Origin of the sequence: Rugamonas apoptosis (genome assembly GCF_014042355.1) — a bacterium.
In the GTDB taxonomy this organism is placed as follows: domain Bacteria; phylum Pseudomonadota; class Gammaproteobacteria; order Burkholderiales; family Burkholderiaceae_D; genus Rugamonas; species Rugamonas apoptosis.
Window position 1 is genome coordinate 67,621 of record NZ_JACEZU010000017.1, and the last position, 21,236, is coordinate 88,856.

At 63.9% G+C, this 21,236-nt stretch carries 21 protein-coding genes, 1 tRNA gene and 1 pseudogene; 9 read left to right on the plus strand and 14 right to left on the minus strand.

Annotated elements, in window-relative coordinates:
- Positions 1-8: 8 nt before the first annotated feature.
- A complete protein-coding gene (locus tag H3H39_RS25665) occupies positions 9-581 on the minus strand; it encodes a porin family protein (protein WP_182157234.1) in 573 nt (190 codons plus the stop codon).
- A 154-nt stretch (positions 582-735) separates the two neighbouring features.
- Complete coding sequence (locus H3H39_RS25670; RefSeq protein WP_182157235.1) at positions 736-2,304, minus strand: S8 family serine peptidase; 1,569 nt, start codon at positions 2,302-2,304, stop codon at positions 736-738.
- Positions 2,305-2,816: 512 nt separating this feature from the next.
- On the opposite strand from H3H39_RS25670, the gene H3H39_RS25675 reads away from it, so the two are divergent.
- The gene (locus tag H3H39_RS25675; RefSeq protein WP_182157236.1) at positions 2,817-3,209 is read left to right on the plus strand and encodes a hypothetical protein; all 393 of its coding nucleotides are present in this window, start codon (positions 2,817-2,819) and stop codon (positions 3,207-3,209) included.
- A 102-nt stretch (positions 3,210-3,311) separates the two neighbouring features.
- On the opposite strand, the gene H3H39_RS25680 is transcribed toward H3H39_RS25675, so the two are convergent.
- From H3H39_RS25680 to H3H39_RS25690, 3 genes and pseudogenes are all read right to left on the minus strand, one after another.
- On the minus strand, positions 3,312-3,587 hold the full coding sequence (locus H3H39_RS25680; RefSeq protein WP_182157237.1) for a HigA family addiction module antitoxin: 276 nt from the start codon (positions 3,585-3,587) through the stop codon (positions 3,312-3,314).
- Positions 3,588-3,605: 18 nt separating this feature from the next.
- A pseudogene (locus H3H39_RS25685) lies at positions 3,606-3,904 on the minus strand (type II toxin-antitoxin system RelE/ParE family toxin).
- A gap of 381 nt (positions 3,905-4,285) precedes the next feature.
- Positions 4,286-4,361, minus strand: a tRNA-Phe gene (locus H3H39_RS25690).
- 174 nt (positions 4,362-4,535) lie between these two features.
- On the opposite strand from H3H39_RS25690, the gene H3H39_RS25695 reads away from it, so the two are divergent.
- The 5 genes from H3H39_RS25695 to H3H39_RS25715 all read left to right on the plus strand — a co-directional run bounded on the left by H3H39_RS25695 (position 4,536) and on the right by H3H39_RS25715 (position 10,565).
- Positions 4,536-5,741, plus strand: coding sequence for an FAD-dependent monooxygenase (locus H3H39_RS25695; RefSeq protein WP_182157238.1), 1,206 nt, complete (start codon positions 4,536-4,538; stop codon positions 5,739-5,741).
- Positions 5,742-5,820: 79 nt separating this feature from the next.
- Positions 5,821-6,543 carry a DsbC family protein gene (locus H3H39_RS25700; protein ID WP_182157239.1) on the plus strand — a complete coding sequence of 241 codons (723 nt, stop codon included), beginning with the start codon at positions 5,821-5,823 and terminating at the stop codon, positions 6,541-6,543.
- Positions 6,544-6,788: 245 nt separating this feature from the next.
- Entirely contained in the window at positions 6,789-7,400 is a 612-nt protein-coding gene (locus H3H39_RS25705) for a nucleotidyltransferase family protein (protein ID WP_182157240.1), read from the plus strand.
- A gap of 7 nt (positions 7,401-7,407) precedes the next feature.
- Positions 7,408-9,225 carry a M61 family metallopeptidase gene (locus tag H3H39_RS25710; RefSeq protein ID WP_182157241.1) on the plus strand — a complete coding sequence of 606 codons (1,818 nt, stop codon included), beginning with the start codon at positions 7,408-7,410 and terminating at the stop codon, positions 9,223-9,225.
- Between the two features lie 98 nt (positions 9,226-9,323).
- Positions 9,324-10,565: a GGDEF domain-containing protein gene (locus H3H39_RS25715; RefSeq protein WP_229218293.1), complete on the plus strand. Its 1,242-nt coding sequence runs from the start codon at positions 9,324-9,326 to the stop codon at positions 10,563-10,565.
- Between the two features lie 49 nt (positions 10,566-10,614).
- Here H3H39_RS25715 and H3H39_RS25720 read toward each other — a convergent pair whose 3' ends face one another.
- The 7 genes from H3H39_RS25720 to rpe form a co-directional block, all read right to left on the minus strand.
- On the minus strand, positions 10,615-11,133 hold the full coding sequence (locus H3H39_RS25720) for an energy transducer TonB (protein ID WP_182157242.1): 519 nt from the start codon (positions 11,131-11,133) through the stop codon (positions 10,615-10,617).
- 12 nt (positions 11,134-11,145) lie between these two features.
- The gene (gene trpC, locus H3H39_RS25725) at positions 11,146-11,946 is read right to left on the minus strand and encodes an indole-3-glycerol phosphate synthase TrpC (RefSeq protein ID WP_182157243.1); all 801 of its coding nucleotides are present in this window, start codon (positions 11,944-11,946) and stop codon (positions 11,146-11,148) included.
- Between the two features lie 112 nt (positions 11,947-12,058).
- Positions 12,059-13,096 (minus strand): anthranilate phosphoribosyltransferase, encoded by a 1,038-nt coding sequence (trpD, locus tag H3H39_RS25730; RefSeq protein ID WP_182157244.1) that lies wholly within the window; start codon positions 13,094-13,096, stop codon positions 12,059-12,061.
- 78 nt (positions 13,097-13,174) lie between these two features.
- A complete protein-coding gene (locus H3H39_RS25735; RefSeq protein WP_182157245.1) occupies positions 13,175-13,738 on the minus strand; it encodes an anthranilate synthase component II in 564 nt (187 codons plus the stop codon).
- Between the two features lies 1 nt (position 13,739).
- Positions 13,740-15,236, minus strand: a complete 1,497-nt coding sequence (trpE, locus tag H3H39_RS25740) for an anthranilate synthase component I (RefSeq protein ID WP_182157246.1) — start codon at positions 15,234-15,236, stop codon at positions 13,740-13,742.
- A 205-nt stretch (positions 15,237-15,441) separates the two neighbouring features.
- On the minus strand, positions 15,442-16,125 hold the full coding sequence (locus H3H39_RS25745; protein ID WP_182157247.1) for a phosphoglycolate phosphatase: 684 nt from the start codon (positions 16,123-16,125) through the stop codon (positions 15,442-15,444).
- Positions 16,126-16,127: 2 nt separating this feature from the next.
- Complete coding sequence (gene rpe / locus H3H39_RS25750; RefSeq protein WP_182157248.1) at positions 16,128-16,793, minus strand: ribulose-phosphate 3-epimerase; 666 nt, start codon at positions 16,791-16,793, stop codon at positions 16,128-16,130.
- 211 nt (positions 16,794-17,004) lie between these two features.
- Here rpe and apaG point away from each other — a divergent pair, with 211 nt between their 5' ends.
- Positions 17,005-17,379 carry a Co2+/Mg2+ efflux facilitator ApaG/CorD gene (gene apaG, locus H3H39_RS25755; RefSeq protein WP_182157249.1) on the plus strand — a complete coding sequence of 125 codons (375 nt, stop codon included), beginning with the start codon at positions 17,005-17,007 and terminating at the stop codon, positions 17,377-17,379.
- Positions 17,380-17,421: 42 nt separating this feature from the next.
- On the opposite strand, the gene H3H39_RS28560 is transcribed toward apaG, so the two are convergent.
- A complete protein-coding gene (locus H3H39_RS28560) occupies positions 17,422-17,694 on the minus strand; it encodes a hypothetical protein (RefSeq protein WP_375540461.1) in 273 nt (90 codons plus the stop codon).
- Positions 17,695-17,710: 16 nt separating this feature from the next.
- Between H3H39_RS28560 and mltA the strand changes: the two genes are divergently transcribed.
- Positions 17,711-18,781 (plus strand): murein transglycosylase A, encoded by a 1,071-nt coding sequence (mltA, locus tag H3H39_RS25760; protein ID WP_511263848.1) that lies wholly within the window; start codon positions 17,711-17,713, stop codon positions 18,779-18,781.
- A 26-nt stretch (positions 18,782-18,807) separates the two neighbouring features.
- Here mltA and H3H39_RS25765 read toward each other — a convergent pair whose 3' ends face one another.
- A complete protein-coding gene (locus tag H3H39_RS25765) occupies positions 18,808-20,055 on the minus strand; it encodes an MFS transporter (RefSeq protein ID WP_229218294.1) in 1,248 nt (415 codons plus the stop codon).
- Between the two features lie 132 nt (positions 20,056-20,187).
- On the opposite strand from H3H39_RS25765, the gene H3H39_RS25770 reads away from it, so the two are divergent.
- Positions 20,188-20,964 carry an enoyl-CoA hydratase gene (locus H3H39_RS25770; RefSeq protein WP_182157251.1) on the plus strand — a complete coding sequence of 259 codons (777 nt, stop codon included), beginning with the start codon at positions 20,188-20,190 and terminating at the stop codon, positions 20,962-20,964.
- Positions 20,965-21,236: the final 272 nt, after the last annotated feature.

Here is a 21,236-nt window from a genome sequence, read left to right on the forward strand (position 1 = left end):
CCTGCTCGTCAAAATCCGACCTTCACGCCCAGTTGCAGCGCATCCTGCTTGACCTTCAGGCCGGGTTTGTTGGTCGCCCCGATGTGCTCGATTTCCACCGTCAGCGCGACCGCCTTGCTGACGTTGTAGGCCATGCCCAGGCCCAGCAGCGGTTTGGTCGAGGTCACGCTGTCCTGCTCGCCCGCGCCGTCGGACGCGCTGAAGCGGCTGTTGGCGATACCGGCTTTGGCGAACAGCGACCAGTCGTCGTTGAAATGATGCGTGAGGCGGCCCGCCAGGGTCAGGTTGCGCAGCTTGAAGGTGGGCGCCTGGGGCAGCCCCAGCGCCGTCTTGTCGAACGTGGTGGTGCCGTATTGGGCGTAGCCGCCTTCGAGCGCCAGGTAATCGGTCAGGGCCACACCACCATAGAGTTTCAGCGCCGTCTTGCCGTCGCTTTCCGTGGATTTGCCGTTGACGGGATTGGTGAAGGTCAGCTTGCCGCCGTGGGCGACGGAGGCGCCGCCATAAAAATCTTCCGCCGAGGCGGCGAGCGGGATCAGCATGGCCGTGGCCAGCAGGGATAAGGGCAGCAGTTTGGACATACGGTTCCTTGGAAGTTGGGCTGGCCTCGGCGCACCAGGACAGTGGCCGATTCAGCTTGGACATTCTAGGAAACCGGGTGCGCGCGCGCATGTGCCATCAGGCATCCACCGCCCACATGACTTTCGGCATGGGGCGGTGCGTCACGCGCGATGCCTAGTTGCCGCAACCCTGGCTGCGGATGCGGTCGTACGCGGCCCGGGCTTGCACCAGGCCATAGCCATAGTAGGGGTCGCGGCCGGGCGTGCCCAGGTCGAGCGCGGACTGGTCCAGCGCGTTGCGGATCTGGCTGGCGCTGCACTGTGGGAAGTAACTCCACACCAGCGCCGCCACGGCGGACACGTGCGGCGTGGCCATCGAGGTGCCGTTATACAGCGCGTGATTGGTGGCCGTCACGGTCAGGTTGGCTTGCTGGCCCAGTTGCGTCAGCAGGCTGGCGCCTTCCGTATCGGACACGCCGACCGAGGGGATGGTGGTGACGGTGGTGCCCAGCGTGCCATTGAGGCCGCCGGCCACGTTGTTGTACACCACGGCCCCAACCCCGCCGCTGGCCTGGCAGTTGCCGACCTTGGTGGCGAACGATACCGACCCGCGCTTGATCAGGCACACCTTGCCGCTCATGGCGCTGTCGGTCGCCGTGCCCAGGCCAAAGTCGGCCAGCGGGGCGTGGGCGGAGGCGGCCGGCGAGCCGTCCATCGCGACTGGCGCATCGCTGGTGGCGCCCACCGTCAACGCGGCGTCGCGGCCGGTGCCCGTCGGCACGGTCGACAACACGTTGACGCCTGGCGCCGCCAATTCGACTTTCGGGGTGAACTGGGAAAAGTCGGCGACCTGCTTGTTCTGGTCCAGCGCGGCGATCGACATCACGCTGCTGTAGCCGGCCGGGTAGGACTGGGTATTGTCGCCGTCGTTGCCGGCGGCGGCGATCGCCAGCACACCGCGCTTGGCCAGGCCAGCGAACGCCCGTTCCTCGGCGATGCTGGCGTCGGCGCCGCCCAGCGACATGCTGATCACATTGGCGCCCGCCGCGCCGCACTTGTTGGCGGCCGCGATCAGGGTCGAGGTGTAGGCCCAGCCGTCGGCGCCGAACACCTTGACGATATGCAGGTTCAACTGGCGGCCCGGATTGACGCCGACCACGCCCACACCGGCGTTGTTGATGGCGGCGATGGTGCCGGCCACGTGGGTGCCATGGTGGTTCTCGTCGGTGTACCAGTTGCCGGTGCCGGGATTGGTGTCGCCGGTGACGTGGTTGCCATGCAAATCCTCATGTGCCAGGTCGATGCCGGAGTCGATGATGCACAGGGTACGGTTGCTGGCGTAGGTGTCGGGCAGCTGGTCGGCCTGGACCATGGCGATGCCGTAGGGTACTTGCTGGCCCAGCTGGTAAGGGGCGCCGGTGGAGGGGGTGCTGGCCGCGAACGGTATGCGCTTCTGGTCGGGTTCCACGAACTCGATCGCGGGATGGTGGCGCAGGCCGTCCAGCGCCTTGGCCGGCATCTCGGCCGCGGAAGCGCCTATTTCGGGCAAGTCTTGCTTGACGTTGCCATGGGCGGCGGCCAGCGCCGCCTTGCCGTTGGCCAGATTGCCCGCCTTGAAACCAACGATGACGCGCACCGTGCCGTCCGGGGCGGCGCTGGCGCCGGCACTGTGGGCGCCGACGGCTGCCGCCAGCAAGGCTATGATGAGTGCGCTACGGGGATTGTTGCGATGTTTTTTGAACATAATGAGTCCTGGAAGTCGTGAATGGAAGGGGTGGCCTTGCACGCCAGAAACGAGACGGCCGCCGGTCGCGGCGATCGAAGTCCGATGCTAGGAGTGTTCCCATCCAGGGTCAATCGTGATGATTAAATATCATGCGAAATTGTCGGGAAAACCACAAAATTAGTTTTCGGCAACCCCGCAGTGTGGGAGGCGTGTTGGCGGGTGTGTGGGGTGGCTGGCGGATGAATAGCTTTTCGATGCGCTTGTGCTAAAGTGATTTGGCTTGTCGGAAAGAAAACAACGCATCTGCTTGGGGGGAGCTTTCAATCTTTTAGATCACCATCAAAAAGGGGGGAAATATCATGGCCAAATTCGGTTGGTTGCCGGAAGGGGTAAATCGAACCAGACGCATCATCGGCAGGGTTATCAACAAAAAAGAGTTACCGGCTTATGTCTATCGATTCGACGCGCGCACGCCCGCCACGATCCGGGCCACCGGTTTCCAGCCCTGGAACGGGGCCGGGGGGATTTCGATGATGGAACACGTCAACAATTCCTACGCGACCGGCCATGCGCAGGCGGGGCAGCAGACCAAGTACGACAGCCAGTTCGTCTCGACCGGCGCCTATGGCATTCTCAAGCACATCGATCCCACCTTCGCGCAGCAGGTGCTGCAAACCAACCTGTACAAGATCGATACGGCGGTGGCCTTGCTGACCGGTATGTTCTATGACGCCAATGACGTGTTCGATAAGGCCGGCGTGAACCGGCCGTACGCGACCCAGCGCGAGTGGATCAAGCTGGGTGGCATCGACCAGGCCGCCGTGGTCGCCACCATGACGGGCGCCAACTATGCCGGGCAACTGGCCATGCCTGGAGGAAACGCGCCGGACGAGGGGGCGCTGGCGGGATGGGCGCCGTTCTGAGGGCATGAGGGGCGCATGGCAGGAAAGCGCTTGTGCTGCTGGTGAGCAATGACAAAACAAGAACGCCGATCCGATATGGTCGGCGTTCTTGTTTTCGGGAAATCAAGCGGCGATACGTTCGATTTTTGGCCGTTTAAGCTTGCTTGCCTGGTGTAGGTCATATTGCAACTGCATACCAGCCCACAGTTCGGCGCTGGTGCCAAAGGCCGCGGCGAGTCGAAACGCCATGTCTGGCGAGATCCCCGCCGCGCCGCTGACGATGCGTTGCAGGGTGACGCGACCGACGCCCAGCCGGGCGGCCGCATCCGTTATCGTGACGTTGCCCAGGTATTCCCTCAGCACTTCGCCTGGGTGGGGTGGATTATGCATGGAAGCCATGTGGAAACTTTGTTCGTGTTAGTGGTAGTCGAGATAGTCAACGAGTATGGCGTCGCGGCCATCAAAGGCAAAAATCAGCCGCCAATTTCCATTCACCGTAATCGCCCAGTGTCCCTTCAAATCACCCTTTAATGGATGTAGGCCCCAAGACGGGGCCGACATGTCCGCTGGTCGCAGGCTTGGTCAAGGGCCGCTAGCTGAAGCCGTAGCTTACCGGCATGCGCCGCCATGATGCCCGCTTTGCTGCCGGTTTCGAAAAAGCGCCGCAGACCTGGGTGGCGGAAGCTCTTTATCCTACGGCCTAGTGTATGCTGTATCGATACGATATACAAGTATGCCGGCGTTGGTGCTTTACTTTTATTCTCGATGGCGTGGGCGGGCGTCGAGCTTTTTCTCTCGGTAGGCGACACGGACGAAAAAAAAGCCCGCTGTGGGCGGGCTTCGTTTCAATGTAATGCCAATTTTCAATCTCGGCGCCAGCCCATGCTATGTGCATGGTGCGGCGCTGTTAGCCCGTGCTATCTGCAAGGTGCCAACCTGTGACCAACGTATTTGGTGCTACAGCCGCGAAGTACTCGAGAACTTCACGACAAAACGAAGTGTAGCACAGTTATTTGTGCAGCGCACAAAAAATTATCTGCGGCGGCGGGGGGCTGAAAACAAAAACGCCACCCGAAGGTGGCGTTTTTGTTTATTCTTGGTGGCCCGGGGCGGAATCGAACCACCGACACAAGGATTTTCAATCCTCTGCTCTACCAACTGAGCTACCAGGCCAAGGACCAGAATTATAGCAGGCTCAAGAAAATTGACAAGGGCGGTCGTGAAATAATTTTCGCGCCCCTCGTGGCGGGCGGCATTTGTCGTATCAACATCATGGCAGGCTGCATAATTGCCGTATGCCACAAACGCTATAATGAATGCCCCAATCAACCACCACCCGGTCCCACCATGCGGCGCGATTTCCACAGTGATATTTGTATCGTAGGCAACGGCGCTATCGCCAAGACGACGGCGCTGGCGTTCGCCCAGGCTGGCCAGAGCGTGACGATGCTGAGCCCGTCCGCGCCGGCATCGGCCCAGGCTCCTTCCACCGGCGATCCCGGCTGGGATGTACGGGTGTTCGCCCTTAACCACACGGCCTACAACCTGCTGTCCGCGCTCAAGGTGTGGGGCGCGCTGGACGCGGCCCGCGTCGCGCCGGTGGACGCCATGCTGGTCAACGGCGACGGCGATCACGCTGGCGCCCTCGGTTTCGACGCCTACGGCGCCCACACGGGCACGCTGGCCTGGATCGTCGAGGACCGCAACCTGAACCAGGCGCTGGACGCTGCGCTGCGCTTCGCCCAGAACGTGACCATGGTCCACGGCCATGCCATGGCCCTGCTGCGCGATGACGACGGCGCCACCGTGCAACTGGCCAACGGCTCGTCCATCCGCGCGGCGCTGGTGGTGGGGGCGGACGGCGCCCAGTCCTGGGTGCGCGGCCAGTGCGATATCGGCCTCGATTACCGTTCCTACGGCCAGCGCGGCGTGGTCAGCAACTTCCACTGCGAGCAGCCGCACCTGGGCGCGGCCCACCAGTGGTTCACGGGCGCGGACGGCATCGTGGCGCTGCTGCCGCTGCCGGGCAATATGGTGTCGCTGGTGTGGTCGGCGCCCGATACGTTGGCCGATACGCTGTGCCGCGAGGGGGCCGATGCGCTGGCCGCCCGCCTGGCCGTATACGCCCACGACAAGCTGGGCGCGCTCACGCCGCTGCGCCCGGACCTGGTGCGCGACTTCCCGCTGCGGCTGATGCGCCCCCACACCATGGTGGCGCCCCGGGTGGCGCTGGTGGGCGATGCGGCCCATGTGGTCCATCCGCTGGCCGGACATGGCATGAATCTGGGTTTCGCCGACGTGGCGCAGCTGGTGGCCACCATCAACGCGCGCGAGCCGCAGCGCGATATTGGCGACGAGCGGGTGCTGGCGCGTTACGCCCGCGCGCGCAAGGAAGACGTGCTGCTGATGCAGTTCACCACCGATGGCCTGGCGCGCCTGTTCGGCACGGATTTGGAGCCGTTGCGCGTGGTGCGCAATTTGGGATTAAACTTGCTGGATAAATTGCCCGTGCTCAAGCGCCGCCTGATTTCCCACGCGCTGGGAAAACAATAGGGCGCACAGCCCGCTGGGGCTGGAGCTGGGGCTGGCGTGCCGCCGCGGGCGGCGCCTGTGATTCGATTTCGGAGATGGTATGAGAAAGAGCAAGACCGCACTGCTGTTGTTATCGGCCCTGATGGCGTCCTGCGTGGGCGCCGAGACGCCGACCGAGGCCGGCATCAAGAAGCTGATCGAGCCGCGCCTGGGCGGCGGCGCCAAGGTCGATTCGGTCAAGGAGACGCCCTACAGCGGCCTGTATGAAGTGCGCATGGGCGGCGACATCCTGTACACCGACAAGACGGCGACCTATCTGTTCTCGGGCCACATCTACAACGCCAAGACGTCGGTCGACCTGACCCGCGAGCGGCTGGATGAAATCAACCGCATCAAGTTCTCCGACCTGCCGCTGGACAAGGCCGTCAAGCTGGTCAAGGGCGACGGCAAGCGCGTGATCGCCGTGTTCGAGGACCCCAACTGCGGGTACTGCAAGCGCTTCCGCCAGAACACCATCAAGGCGATGGACAACATCACCGTCTACACCTTCATGTACAACATCCTGACCGAGGATTCGTTCACCAAGTCCAAGAACATCTGGTGCGCGGCCGACCGCAACAAGGCATGGGACGATTGGATGGTGTCGGGTAAGGCCGCGCCGGCCGCGCCGGCCGCCTGCAACTCGCCCAACGACGCGGTGCTGGAGCTGGGCCGCAAGCTGAACATCACCGGCACGCCAGCCATCTTCTTCACCGACGGCAGCCGGGTGCCTGGCGCCATCGATGCCCGTTCGCTGGAAGCAAAGCTGTCATCGATCAAGTAAGTACAGGTAAAAACAGATAAGCGTCGTCGCATCAACGGCTCCCATCCGGACGGGAACCTCGTCCCCAGTCTCACGGCGCCCGTGCATCGCGGCGCCGGTTTCGTCTTTGCCTGTCCCATGGTAGTTATGCCGCGCAAAAAGGACCCTGAGATGATCTCATTGAAATTCAACGGAAAATACATACAAGGCGGGCCGGCACTCGCGCACGCTCCCGTTCGACCTGGCCGCGGCCAGCGCTTGAGGCGGTGAGCGTTACGGGTATCCTGCTGGCGGCAGGGCGGGGCCGGCGTTTCGACCCGTCCGGCCGGCGCAGCAAGCTGCTGCAGCCGCTGGCCGGCGGCGGCACCGTGGCCGAGGCCAGCGCCCGCAATCTGCTGGCGGTGCTGCCGCGCGTGGTGGCGGTGGTGCGGCCCGGCGACGATACCTTGGCCGCCGCGCTGGGCGCGCTCGGTTGCGAAGTGCGGGTATGCCCGGACGCCGATCTGGGCATGGCCGCTTCCCTGGTCCATGCGATAGACTACGCCCGAGGCGCCGAAGGCTGGCTGATCGCGCTGGCCGACATGCCCTTTGTGCGCCCGGCCACCATCGCCAGCCTGGCGGCCACCGTGAAGACTGTGCCGAACGGCGCCGGCATCGCGGCGCCCGTGTACCAGGGCCAGCGCGGCAATCCGGTCGCCTTTGGCCGCGGCTACTTGCCGTTGCTGCTGGCGCTGGAAGGCGACCAGGGTGCGCGCGCTATCCTGCGCGCGCATCCCGTGTGTGAAGTGGCGGTGGACGACAGCGGCGTACTGCGCGATATCGACACCCCGGACGACCTGGCGCCGCCACAAGCGGCGCCGGAACCAGATCAGCTATAGGAAAAAAATGAAGAAAGCACAGAACAAGAAGAGCCCCGCCATCGCCTACAGCATCGTGGCCAAGGATTTGCCGGGCCACCTGTTCCAGGTCACGCTGGCCGTGAGCGCGCCGGCGCCGGACGGCCAGGTGCTGGCGCTGCCGGCCTGGATCCCGGGCAGCTACATGATCCGCGAATTCGCCCGCAACATCATCCAGATCCGCGCCGAATCGAACGGCAAGGACGTGCCGCTGACCAAGCTCGATAAGCATACCTGGCAGGCCGCGCCCGTGGCCGGCCCGCTGCTGGTGCACTACGAAGTCTATGCCTGGGACTTGTCGGTACGCGCCGCCCACCTGGACCAGACCCACGGCTTCTTCAACGGCACCAGCGTGTTCCTGCGCGTGGTGGGGCAGGAGCAGGGCGCCCACACGGTCGACATCCAGCGTCCGTCCGACCCGGCCGCCGCCAGCTGGCGGGTGGCCACGGCGCTGCCGGAACTGAAGGCCAAGCGCTACGGCTTCGGCAGCTACGTGGCGGCCAATTACGATGAATTGATCGACCATCCGGTGGAGATGGGCGACTTCGCGCTGGCCACCTTCAAGGCCCATGGCGTGCCGCACGATATCGTCGTCACGGGCCGGGTGCCCAACCTGGATCTGGCGCGCCTGTGCCGCGACCTGAAATCCATCTGCGAAACCCAGATCGCCTTCTTCGAGCCGAAGACCAAACGGGCGCCCATGGAACGCTACCTGTTCCTCACCATGGCGGTGGGCGACGGCTACGGTGGCCTGGAACACCGCGCCTCCACGGCCCTGATCTGCGCCCGCGCCGACCTGCCCAGCACGGCCGCGCCGAAAACCAAGGAGCTCCCGGACGGCTACCTGCAATTCCTGGGCTTGTGCAGCCACGAGTATTTCCACACGTGGAACGTCAAGCGCATCAAGCCGGCGGCCTTCGCGCCGTACGACCTGCAAGTGGAGAACCACTCGCCGCTGCTGTGGCTGTTCGAAGGGTTCACCAGCTATTACGACGATCTGATGCTGGTGCGCGCCGGCCTGATCGGCGAGCCGGCCTATTTCAAACTGCTGGGTAAAACCGTCGCCAGCGTGCTGCGCGGCAGTGGCCGCAACAAGCAGAGCGTGGCCGAATCGAGCTTCGACGCCTGGACCAAGTACTACCGCCAGGACGAGAACGCGCCCAACGCCATCGTCAGCTACTACACCAAGGGTTCGCTGGTGGCGCTGGCACTGGACCTGACCATCCGCGCCAAGACGGCCGGCGCCCGCACGCTGGACGATGTGATGCTGGCCCTGTGGCAGCGCTACGGCCACGACTTCTACCCGGATGGCGGCCGGGGCGTGACGCCGGCCGAGGTGGAAGCGCTGTTCGACGAGATCAGCGGCCTGCGCCTGAAATCGTTCTTCGACAAGTACGTGCGCGGCACGGCCGACCTGCCGTTGGCCAAGCTGCTGGCGCCGGTGGGCGTCAAGCTGGCCGACGAGCGCAAGTCGGCCAAGCCCAGCCTGGACGTCAATCCCGGCCGCGATGGCAACGACTGCAAGCTGTCGGCCGTGCACGAGGGCGGGGCGGCGCATCAGGCCGGCCTGTCGGCGGGCGACGTGCTGGTGGCGGTGGATGGCCTGCGCGCCACCCACGCCAACCTGGATAACCTGCTGGCGCGCTACGCGGTGGGCGCCACCGTCGAAGTGCATGCCTTCCGGCGCGATGAATTGATGGCGTTCCAGGTCACGCTGCACGGCGACCGTGCGCCGGGCATCACGCTCACGCTGGACGCGGCCGGCGGCAAGCGCGGCGCGGCCCTGCGCCCCAGCGCCGCGCGCTGAATTGTCACTGGGCGGCGTGGCGGTCCGGTACGGTTTTCAGGCCGCGCCGGACCGCGGTAAGAATTCCGGCATATTTGTCCGTCGGCTTATGGGCTAAAATGCAGAGGCAATTGGCACCTGCGCGCCAGTCCGCCTCCACCAACCCCATGCTGCCCGTGATCCAGCTCGATCCTTACACTATCATCCTGATGTCCACCCTGATGGGTGGGGCAATGAGTGTCGTGCTGTTTTCGGCTTCGCGCAGTTTTCCGTCCGAGATAGGCGGATTGCGGGAATGGGGCGGCGCCCTGTTGTGTCTGGTAACCGGCGCGGTGCTGCTGGCGCTGCGCAACGGTCCGATGCCCAAGGTGGTGTCCATGCTGGGCATGAACGCCACGCTGCTGTGGGGCATAGGACTGACCTTGATCGGTACCGAAAAATTCTACGGCGTACGCCCCAGCTGGCGCATGGTTCAAGGCTGCTGGGGGCTGGGCATGGCCGCGATCGCCTATTGGATGCTGGCGGAGCCCGATTTTGCCACCCGCGTCGCTATTTTCTCGACCTTCGTCTGCGCGTGCTACAGCCGCCAGTTGTGGCTGGTCGTACGCCATGGCGAGCGCCAGTTCCCCACCCTGTTCTTCGGTATGCTGATGCTGGTGCAGACGCTGGTGGTCATCGTCCGCGGTGTTCGGGCGCTTTATGACGGCGGCATCTCGGTCGACTTGCTGCGGCCGGGGCCATTCTTGAGCGTGTATATGGCGACCAGCAGTTTCATGGTGCTGATGCTGGCAGTGGGTTTCATGACCATGGCCACCCGGCGCCTGCAAACCATCCTGGAACGGCGTTCGACCCGCGATCCGTTGACCCAGGTGCTGAACCGGCGCGGCTTTGCCGACGTGTATGCCCGCGAGCGCGCCCTGATGCAGCGCGAGCGCCGCGCCACCACCCTGCTCAGCATCGACCTGGATCACTTCAAGTCCATCAACGACCGCTATGGCCATGCCACCGGCGACCGGGTGCTGGTACATGTGGCGGGGGTGATCGGCAAGGCGCTGCGGGCATCGGACCAGGTGGCCCGTTTCGGTGGCGAGGAATTCGTCGTGCTGCTGCCCGATACGGGCCTGGAGCGAGCCGGCAATGTGGCGGAACGCATCCAGGAGGTGCTGCGGGCGCCGCGCAAGGATGACCTGCCGGCCTATACGGCCAGCATCGGCATCGCCTGCCAGCTCAACGCCGAGGAAGATCTGGATGGTATTTTGCAGCGGGCCGACGGCGCCCTGTACCGCGCCAAGGCGCTGGGGCGCAACCGGGTCGAGGTGGCGGAGCCGGCCAGCCTGCCGACGCGGGTGGCGCTGGGCTGAACGCGGCCTGCGGGCGCCGTTGCAGCGGCGATCATCGCGATAACTGCCGTTACTGCGGCCCGGCCAGCGTGCGCAGCTGGAACTGGTAATCCCGATTGAACAGGAAGGTTTCCGTCACGGCCAGGTTGCGGCCCCGCAGCAGGGAACCGGGACGGGGCAGGGGCTCGGCCCGGCGCACGGCGTTCATGGCGATGCTGGAAGCGTCTTCGTCGCGCGAGCGGTGCACGCGCAGGTTGCCGACATTGCCATTACCGTCGATGGTGAAGTCCAGTACGACGATGGCCGGCAGCATGGGCGGCAGCGCGCCGTGGAAAATCTGCGCGGCATTGACGGCGGCGATGCGCTGGGCCACCTGGATCTTGTAGTCATCCAGCGTGGCCGCCAGACGCTGGCTGGGCGCCGGCACATGGGCCGGCGCGGGAGCGCGGGTGACGGGTGGCGCCGGTTGTACGGTAGGCTGCGTGTAGCAGGAGGTGAGCAGACTGGCGAACAGCCCTGCCAGCAGGGACGTTCCCAATAACGAGGCCAGCCCCGCGAGGGCTGTTTTCCTCAACGGTGTCATGGCCATGGCAATCTCCGATCAGTTGAACAGGCGGCGCAGTTCTGCGCCAGGGTCCGGGGCGCGCATGAACGCTTCGCCCACCAGGAATGCATTGACGTTAGCATCGCGCATGCGCTGCACGTCATTTGTTACCATGATGCCAGATTCCGTGACGACGAGGCGCTCGCTTGGAATCCGCGGCAACAAGCCCAGGGTGGTGTCCAGCGACGTCTCGAAGGTGCGCAGGTTGCGGTTGTTGATGCCCATCAGATTGGTTTTCAGGCGCAGGGCGGCCGTCAGTTCGTCGCCGTCGTGCACTTCCACCAGCACGTCCATGCCCAGTTCATGGGCGCAGGCTTCCATTTCCGCCATCAGGCCGTGATCCAGCGCCGACACGATCAGCAGGATGCAGTCGGCGCCCATGGCGCGCGCTTCATACACCTGGTACATGTCGACCAAAAAATCCTTGCGCAGCACGGGCAGGGCGCAGGCGCCGCGCGCCTGTTGCAGGTACTCAACGGCGCCCTGGAAGAACTGCACGTCCGTCAGCACGGACAGGCAGGCCGCGCCGCCGGCCGCGTAGCTGGCCGCGATGTCGGCCGGGCGGAAATCGGCCCGCAGCACACCCTTGGAGGGCGAGGCTTTCTTCACTTCCGCGATCACCCCGGCCGCGCCGGCGGCGATGTGGCGGCGCAGGCTGGCCTCGAAGCCGCGCAAGCCGGCACGCAGTTCGGCGTTGCCTTCCACTTCGCTACGCAGGCTGGCCAGGCTGCGGTGCTTCTTGGCGGCGGCCACTTCGTCGGCCTTGACGGCCAGGATTTTGTTGAGGATGTCGGACATGATGGGAACCAGTGAAAAGTGGGATGCTAGTGTTGTTCGGGCAGGGCCAGGTGCGGGGCGGGGACAGGGGCAAGTCCGGCGGCAGGTGGCGCGCGCCGGACATGGCCTGTCCTCAGTTGGTGGCGCCCAGGGTCTGCGTCACCTGCACGAATTGCTCGATCTTCTTGAGCGCGGCGCCCGATTCGATGGCGATACGGGCCCGCTTCAGGCCATCCTCGATCGAGCTGGCCACGCCGGCCGCGTACAGGGCGGTGCCGGCGTTCAGGGCCACGATGTCGTACGGCGCGCCGGGCTGGCCGGTCAGCGCTTCGGTCATCATGGCCTTGGAGGCGGTGGCGTCGGCCACCTTCAAGTTGCGGCTGGCGATCATCTGCAGGCCGAAGTCTTCCGGATGGATTTCGTATTCGCGGATTTCGCCGTTGACCAGTTCACCAACCATGGTGGCCGCGCCCAGCGACACTTCGTCCATGTTGTCGCGGCCATAGACCACCATGGCGTGCTGCGCGCCCAGGCGCTGCAGCACCCGCACCTGGATACCCACCAGGTCGGCGTGGAATACGCCCATCAGGATATTGGGTGCGCCGGCTGGATTGGTGAGCGGGCCCAGGATGTTGAAGATGGTGCGCACGCCCAGTTCGCGCCGCACCGGGGCCGCGTGCTTCATGGCCGCATGGTGGTTGGGGGCGAACATGAAGCCGATGCCGGTCTGCGCGATCGACTGGGCGATCTGCTCCGGCTTCAGGTTGATGTTGGCGCCCAGCGCTTCGATCACGTCGGCGCTGCCGGACGAGGACGACACGCTGCGTCCGCCATGCTTGGCCACGCGCGCGCCGGCGGCGGCGGCCACGAACATGGAGGCGGTGGAGATGTTGAAGGTGTGGGCGCCGTCGCCGCCGGTGCCGACGATGTCGAGCAGGCCACTGGTGTCGGCCATCGGCACCTTGGTGGAGAATTCGCGCATCACTTGCGCGGCGGCGGCGATTTCGCCGATGGTTTCTTTTTTCACGCGCAGGCCCATGGTCAGGGCCGCGATCATCACGGGCGACATTTCGCCGGACATGATCTGGCGGAACAGGTGCAGCATCTCGTCGTGGAAAATCTCGCGGTGTTCGATGCAGCGCAGCAGGGCTTCTTGATGGGTGATCGGCATGGCAATTCCTTCTTCAATGATTTGAACGCGGGTCGCAGCAGGGGGAGCAAAGACGTACGTGAAGACGTACGCCCCTCCTCAGCGGACCAGGAAATTCTTCAGCAGCTGGTGGCCGTGTTCCGACAGGATGGACTCGGGGTGGAACTGCACGCCCTCGATGTCGTATTCCTTGTGGCGCACGCCCATGATTTCACCGTCGTCGGTCCAGGCCGTCACTTCCAGGCAGGAAGGCAGCGAGGCGCGCTCGATGGCGAGCGAGTGATAACGGATCACTGTGAAGGGGGAGGGCAGTCCTTTGAAGACGCCCACGCCCGTATGCGCGATGAGAGAAGTTTTGCCATGCATGACCTGCTTGGCGCGGATCACCTTGCCGCCAAAGGCTTCGCCGATGGCCTGGTGGCCCAGGCACACGCCCAGGATAGGCTTCTTGCCGGCGAAGTGCTTGAGCACCGCCAGCGAGATGCCGGCCTGCGACGGGTCCTTGGGGCCGGGCGAGATGCAGATGCGGTCCGGATTGAGCGCCTCGATCTGTTCGATCGTGATTTCGTCGTTGCGGTAGACCCGCACGTCCTCGCCCAATTCGCCGAAATACTGCACGATGTTGTAGGTGAAGGAGTCGTAGTTGTCGATCATCAGCAGCATCTCAGAACTCCCCATCCAGGCCATCTTGCACTTGTTCGGCGGCGCGCAGCACGGCGCGCGCCTTGTTTTCAGTTTCCTGCCATTCCATCTCGGGGATGGAGTCGGCCACGATGCCGGCGGCGGCCTGCACGTACAGGTTGCCGTCCTTGATCACGCCGGTGCGGATGGCGATCGCCACATCCATTTCGCCGCCGAACGACAGGTAGCCGCAGGCGCCGCCGTAGATGCCGCGCTTGGAGATTTCCAGCTCGTCGATCACTTCCATCGCCCGCACCTTGGGCGCGCCCGTCAGGGTGCCGGCCGGGAAGGTGGCGCGCAGCACGTCCAGGTTGGACAGGCCGTCCTCCAGCTTGCCCTCCACGTTGGAGACGATGTGCTGCACGTGCGAATACTTTTCGATCACCAGACGGTCGGTGACCTTGACGCTGCCGATGTCGGAAATGCGGCCCAGGTCATTGCGGGCCAGGTCGATCAGCATCACGTGTTCGGCGATCTCTTTTGGATCGGCCAGCAGTTCCGTCGCCAGTTCGGCGTCGCGCTCGGGCGTGCTGCCGCGCGGGCGGGTGCCGGCGATGGGGCGCAGCGTGACTTTCTTCTGGCCGTCCGGCGCCGTCTCGTTGCGCACCAAAATCTCGGGCGAGGCGCCAACGATCTGCATGTCGCCGAAATTGTAGAAGTACATATACGGCGACGGGTTCAGCGAACGCAGCGCGCGGTACAGGGTCAGCGGCGAATCGACATAGGGTTTGCGTATGCGCTGGCCGATCTGCACTTGCATCAGGTCGCCGGCCATCACGTATTCGTGGGCCTTGGCCACCGCTTTCAGGTAATCGGCCTTGTCGAATTCACGGATGGCTTCCGTACGCACCGAGCTGGAAGTGACGGGCGCGTCCACGCCACGGCGCAGCATCACGCGCAGGTCCTTCAGGCGCTGGCGGGCCTTGGAATAGGCTTCCGGCTGGGTGGGATCGGCGTACACGATCAGGTACAGCTTGCCCGACAGGTTGTCGATCACGGCCAGTTCTTCCGTCACCATCAGCTGGATATCGGGCAGGCCCAGGTCGTCCTTGGGACAGGTGGCGGCCAGTTTCTTCTCGATGTGGCGCACCGTGTCGTAGCCGAAGTAGCCGGCCAGGCCGCCGCAGAAGCGCGGCATGCCGGGGCGCAGGGCCACCTTGTAGCGGGACTGGAATTGTTCGATGAATTCGAGCGGATTGCCCTCGTGGGTTTCGATCACGGCGCCGTTGCGGACGATTTCCGTCACATTGCCGGAGCTGCGCAGCAGCGTATTGGCGGGCAGGCCGATGAAAGAGTAGCGGCCGAAACGCTCGCCGCCCACCACCGATTCGAGCAGGAAGGTGTTCTTGCCCGCGTTCTGGGTCTGGGCCAGCTTGAGGTACAGCGTGAGGGGAGTTTCGAGGTCGGCAAACGCTTCCGCGATCAGCGGGATACGGTTGTAGCCTTCATTGGCCAACGATTTGAATTCGAGTTCGGTCATGTTTCTCTCCATGCCGCCGCATTGTGAGCGGCGGTGGGTTTTCAAAAAACCTGTCGGGTGCGCGGGCACGTGCGACAGCAATCAATTCGGCTTGTTACTTTTGCCAGGATTGCCAGCGTCGCCAAAGCCAGGCCTCAATCGAGCCTGGTTGTGTGACAGTGTGTTTTTTGGTGAGAAACATTTTCAGTTGAGCGCAGTATGCAATTCAGTTATGCAAACGAATCTGGCGTGCCGCTTCTAGCAGCGTGTCAACTATACCATCGGAATCGGTTTCGTGTATAGCCTGTCCGTGATTGTAACCGTAGGGCACCGTCAACACGGGGCAACCGGCCGCCCGCGCCGCTTGCGCGTCGTTGGACGAATCGCCGATGGCCACCACGGCGGCCGGCGCCAGGCCGAATTGTTCGCACACCGTCAGCAGCGGCAGCGGGTCCGGCTTCTTGCGGGCCAGCGAATCGCCGCCGTACACCACGTCGAAATAGCCGTGCAGGCCTTTCTGGTGCAGCAGCGGGGTGGCGAACGAGATCGGTTTGTTGGTCACGCAGGCCAGGCGCAGGCCTTGCGCTTTGAGCGCTTCCAGGCCCGCGATCACGTCTGGATAGAGCGCGCTGTGGTTGCCGTTGATGGCCAGGTAGTGGCGCTGGTAGGAACCCAGCGCCGCCTCGAAATGCTGTTCCACGCCGGCCGCGTCAAAGTCGAGCGCCAGCACGCTGCGGATCAGGTTCTCGGAACCCTTGCCCACCATGTTGGCGATCTGCTGTTGCGAAATGGGCGCCAGGCCCAGTTCGGCGCGCATGGCGTTGATGGCCACGTGGAAGTCGGGCACCGTGTCGAGCATGGTGCCATCCAGATCGATGATCGCGGCGCGCACGCCTGCCAGTACCTTCATGCTTACACCGTCGCCAGTTGGGTGCGCATGGCGTCGATCACGGCCTTGTAGTCGGGCTGGCCGAAGATGGCCGAGCCGGCGACGAAGGTGTCGGCGCCCGCTGCCGCTGCCGCGGCGATGTTGTCGATCTTGATGCCGCCGTCCACTTCCAGCAGGATGTCGCGGCCCGATTCATCGATCTTGCGACGCGCCAGCGCGATTTTTTTCAGCGCTTCGGGAATGAAGGACTGGCCGCCGAAGCCGGGGTTGACGGACATGATGAGGATCATGTCGATCTTGTCCATCACATGGTCCAGGTAGTGCAGCGGGGTGCCGGGGTTGAACACCAGGCCGGCCTTGCAGCCGTTGTCGCGGATCAGTTGCAGCGAGCGGTCGATGTGCTCCGACGCTTCCGGGTGGAAGGTGATGATGTTGGCGCCGGCCTTGGCGAAGTCGGGGATCAGGCGGTCGACCGGTTTGACCATCAGGTGCACGTCGATCGGCACTTGCACGTGCGGGCGGATCGCCTGGCATACCAGCGGGCCGATGGTCAGGTTCGGCACATAATGGTTGTCCATCACGTCGAAGTGGATGATGTCGGCGCCGGCCGTGACGACATTGCGTACTTCCTCGCCCAGGCGGGCGAAGTCGGCGGACAGGATGCTGGGAGCGATGCGGAAAGTGGTCATGGTGTGGGCGTGCAGTGTGCTTGCATTTTAAAAAGATGCGCTATTTTACGCTCGCTGGCGTGGCCGCGCCTGTTTGAAGCCCGGTTTTATGGACCGTTTTGGCCGCGGCAGCTTGCATCCTGCTCCAATTTGGAGTGCAATGTAGGACTGACGATAATGAATCGCTATCATTGCCGGCGATTCACGTTTTACCGTTTTTTAAGGAAAGTCGATGGCCACTTACGAATTTACTGTGTCGGTCAGAACCCAGTACCTGCCCGAGCAGTCGGACCCGGAGCGCACCAATTTTGTGTTCACTTACTCGATCACGATCAAGAATACGGGAACGGTGCCGGCGCAGCTGATCTCGCGCCATTGGGTCATCACGGACGCCAACAACCACGTCGAGGAAGTGCGCGGCCTGGGCGTGGTGGGCCACCAGCCTTTGCTGCAGCCGAACGAGCAGTTCGAATACACCAGCGGCACGGCGCTGCAAACCCAGCAGGGTTCGATGACGGGCGAGTATTTCTGCGTGGCCGAGGATGGTCACCAGTTCGAAGTCAAGATTCCTGAATTCGTCCTGTCGCTGCCGCGCACCTTGCACTGACGCGGTCCACGGCGCAGCACCGGGGCGCGTCGCTGGCGCGCCTCACTTCGTGTCGTCATTCTTCTGCTTATTTTGTTGCTGGGCGGGTTTTTTGCCCGAGTACATGGTCCACCAGACGATGAAGACCAGCAGGAAGAACGCCACAATCGCTTCTAACATCAAGACCCACATAGTTATCCTTATGTCATTTACACGTAGTAGTTTACTCGTTTCGCTGACGGCCGTCGCGCTGGCATTGGCCGCCTGTACCACGGCGCCGCCGCGCCCGCCCGCGCCACCCGTGGTGCCGGCACCCGCGCCCACCCCGACGCCCACGCCGGCCCCGACGCCGGTGCCAACTCCGTTACCCACCACGCCGCAGTTCGTGCCGTCGACCTTCGCCGCGCTGCCGGGCTGGGACCGCGACGACGTGCGCGCCGCCTGGCCGGCCTTCATGTCCTCGTGCACGGTGCTGGTCAAGCAGGCGGACTGGAAGGAAGTGTGCACCATCGCCCGCACCGTCAATGGCGGCGACGAGCAGGCGATCCGTACCTTCTTCGAGGCCTTCCTGGTGCCGAACCAGGTCATCGCCCCGGACGGCGCGCAGGATGGCCTGATCACCGGCTACTACGAACCGCTGCTGCGCGGCGCCCGCAAGCGTGGCGGCCCGTACCAGACGCCTTTGTACAAAGTGCCCGATGATTTGCTCACTGTGGACCTGGCAAGCGTGTATCCCGAGTTGAAGGGGATGCGCTTGCGCGGGCGGCTGGTGGGCAAGAAGGTGGTGCCGTATTCCAGCCGTGCCGAGATCGAGCGGGCTGACGCGAGCGGCAAGGAATTGCTGTGGGTGGATGATCCGGTGGAGTCGTTCTTCCTGCAGGTGCAGGGCTCGGGCCGGGTGCAACTGGCCGACACCCAGGAAACCGTGCGGGTGGCGTACGCCGACCAGAATGGCCATCCGTACAAGTCGATCGGCCGCTGGCTGGTGGACAAGGGTGAGCTGACGATGGAGCAGGCCTCGGCGCAGGGCATCAAGGCGTGGATCGCAGGGCATCCCACCCGCATGCAGGAACTGTTCAACGTCAACCCCAGCTATGTGTTCTTCAAGGAGGAGCGCTTGCCCGATCCGCGCGTGGGGCCGAAGGGCGCGCTGGGCGTGCCGTTGACGCCGCAGCGTTCGGTGGCCATCGATAAGACGCAACTGCCGCTGGGTGTGCCCATGTTCCTCTCCACCACGCAGCCCAACAGCGACATTCCGCTGCAACGGCTGGTGATGACGCAGGATACAGGCGGCGCCATTCGTGGCGCGATCCGGGTCGATTACTTCTTTGGCTTCGGCACCGAGGCGGCCGACAACGCGGGCCGCATGAAACAGCGCGGCGCGATCTGGCTGCTGTTGCCGCGCCAGGCGCCGGCGCGTTGATTTTCGCGGCGGGCGGTCGCTCCTGTTCAGGGCCGCACGGCCCGGATAGGCTTGGATAAGAGCAGGGCGATGGTGAGCAGCACGCCGCCGGCAGCCACGCAGGTTAAACCGGTACGGATGCTGTAGTGTTCGGCCACGGCCCCCGCCAACATCGCGCCCACGGGCGCGGTGGCCACCGTCAGGAAGCGCATGGTGGAGGTCATGCGGCCCAGGAATTCGTCTGGCGTTACTCTCTGGCGCAAGGCCATGTAGGGCATGAAGAACAACATGACGCCGCAGTCGAAGAAGAACACCAGAACGGCGTAGGCGATGGCGCTGGCGGTACGGCTGCCGAGCAGTTCGGCCGGGATGATGGGGGTCAGCACAAAGCCCAGCACCGTCGCCGCCACGCCGACCAGGATGGTGCGGCCCGGCCCGAACCGGCGATTCAGGGGCTTGAGCAGTTGCGAGCTGGCGAAAACACCTAACCCGCCTACCATTTGCGTCGTTCCCAGCATCCCCGGCGTCATGCCCAGTTCGCGCGTGGCGAACAAAATCACCAGCGCCGTGTAGCCATAGAACAGCCAATGCCAGCAACCCGTGGCCCAGGCCAGAGTGCGCAGCAGCGGTTGACCCCAGATGAATTTCAGGCCGTCGTGGATGTCGCGCAGTGGGTGCTTGTCCGATGGGGCGGGGCGCGGATCGCGCACGCTGATGCGGCGCAGGTTGAAGACGGATACCACGAAGCCGATGGCGTTGAGCAGCACCGCGAACGGTGCAGTCAGCCACTGGATCAGGATGCCGGCGATGCCGGGCGCCAGTACGCGCGAGGCGGAATCGGTGGCCGTCAATTTGGACTGGGCGTCGATCAGGCCTTCGCGCCCGGTCAAGTAGGTGAGGAAGATCTGTTCGGCTCCACCGCCCACCACCGAACACGTGCCCAGCACGAAGGCGTTCGCATACATCCAGTGGATGGACAAGGCACCCATCCAGTAGGCGGCGGGGATGCTGGCCAGTGAGATGGCCTGGATAGACTCGCTCAATAGCAGGATGGGGAATTTGCTGTTGCGGTCCAGGATGACGCCAGCCGGCAGTGCGAACAGCGCGAACGGGACAGCCTGGGCGGCGACCAGGATACCCATCTGCGCCGGTGTGGCGTGCAGCAGCAGCACGGCGCACAGCGGCAGCGCCAGCCCGCTGACCTGGCCGCCGAAGCCATTGAGCACACTGCTGAACCAGTAGCGCCGGAAGTCGGCATTACGCAACAGGGCGTCGCCGCCGAACTTGTCGCGCAAGTAGAGTCGGAATACGGTAAGAATGGGAGGTCCTGTCAGGGCAGCGGATCAAGCAGCTCATCATACCAGTGCCCCTTCTCCATAGATAGACGCTACAATCGATGGATACCTGTTCAATTGGAGGAGAGCTCGATGCAGTATGAAGACCTGATCGTAGAAATTCATGACAATGTGGCGCTGATCCGCCTGAACCGCCCCAAGGCCCTGAATGCGCTGAACGACCGCATGATGAATGAGCTGGGCGACGCTCTGTATAAATTCGACGCTGATCCGGCCATCGGCTGTATCGTCCTCACCGGCAGCGAGAAGGCATTCGCCGCTGGCGCCGACATCGCGGCCATGGCTGATTACACGTACACCGACACCTATCGCGACAACTACATCACCCGCAACTGGGAGCACATCCTGCGCGTGCGTAAGCCGGTGGTGGGCGCCGTGTCCGGCTATGCGCTGGGCGGTGGCTGCGAACTGGCCATGATGTGCGATTTCCTGATCGCGGGCGACAATGCCAAGTTCGGCCAGCCGGAAATCAAGGTCGGCGTCACGCCGGGCGCGGGCGGCACCCAGCGCCTGCCCCGCGCTATCGGCAAAGCCAAGGCGATGGACCTGCTGCTGACGGCGCGTACCATCGACGCGGCAGAAGCGGAGCGTATCGGCCTGGTGTCGCGCGTGGTCCCGGCCGACAAGCTGATTGAAGAAACCCTGGCCGCAGCAGCCACCATCGCCGCCATGCCGACTTCCGTCGCGATGATGATCAAGGATGCCGTCAACCGCGCGTTCGAAACGACGCTGACGGAAGGCGTCAATTACGAGCGCCGTTTGTTCCACGCAGCATTCGGCACGCCGGCCCAGAAAGAGGGCATGCATGCCTTCCTCGAAAAGCGCTTGCCAAAGTTCGACGGCCTTTGATATAGTTCGCCTCCCCGCAAAACGGCGCACGAAAATGCGAGTTGAGCGGGGAAAAAAACGAGGGGTTGACGAGCTGCACGAAACACCGCATAATCTCATCTCTCTGCTGACGAACAAAACGATTCGCAGCAAGCAGTACCGAATAAAGTTCTTTAAAAATTCACAGTCGATAAGTGTGGACGTTTGATGGAAGTGCACACGAAGCCAGTCTTCGTGATACTTAAAATATCAAATGTTCACAAGAAATAAATGAAATAGGATACTCGCAAGAG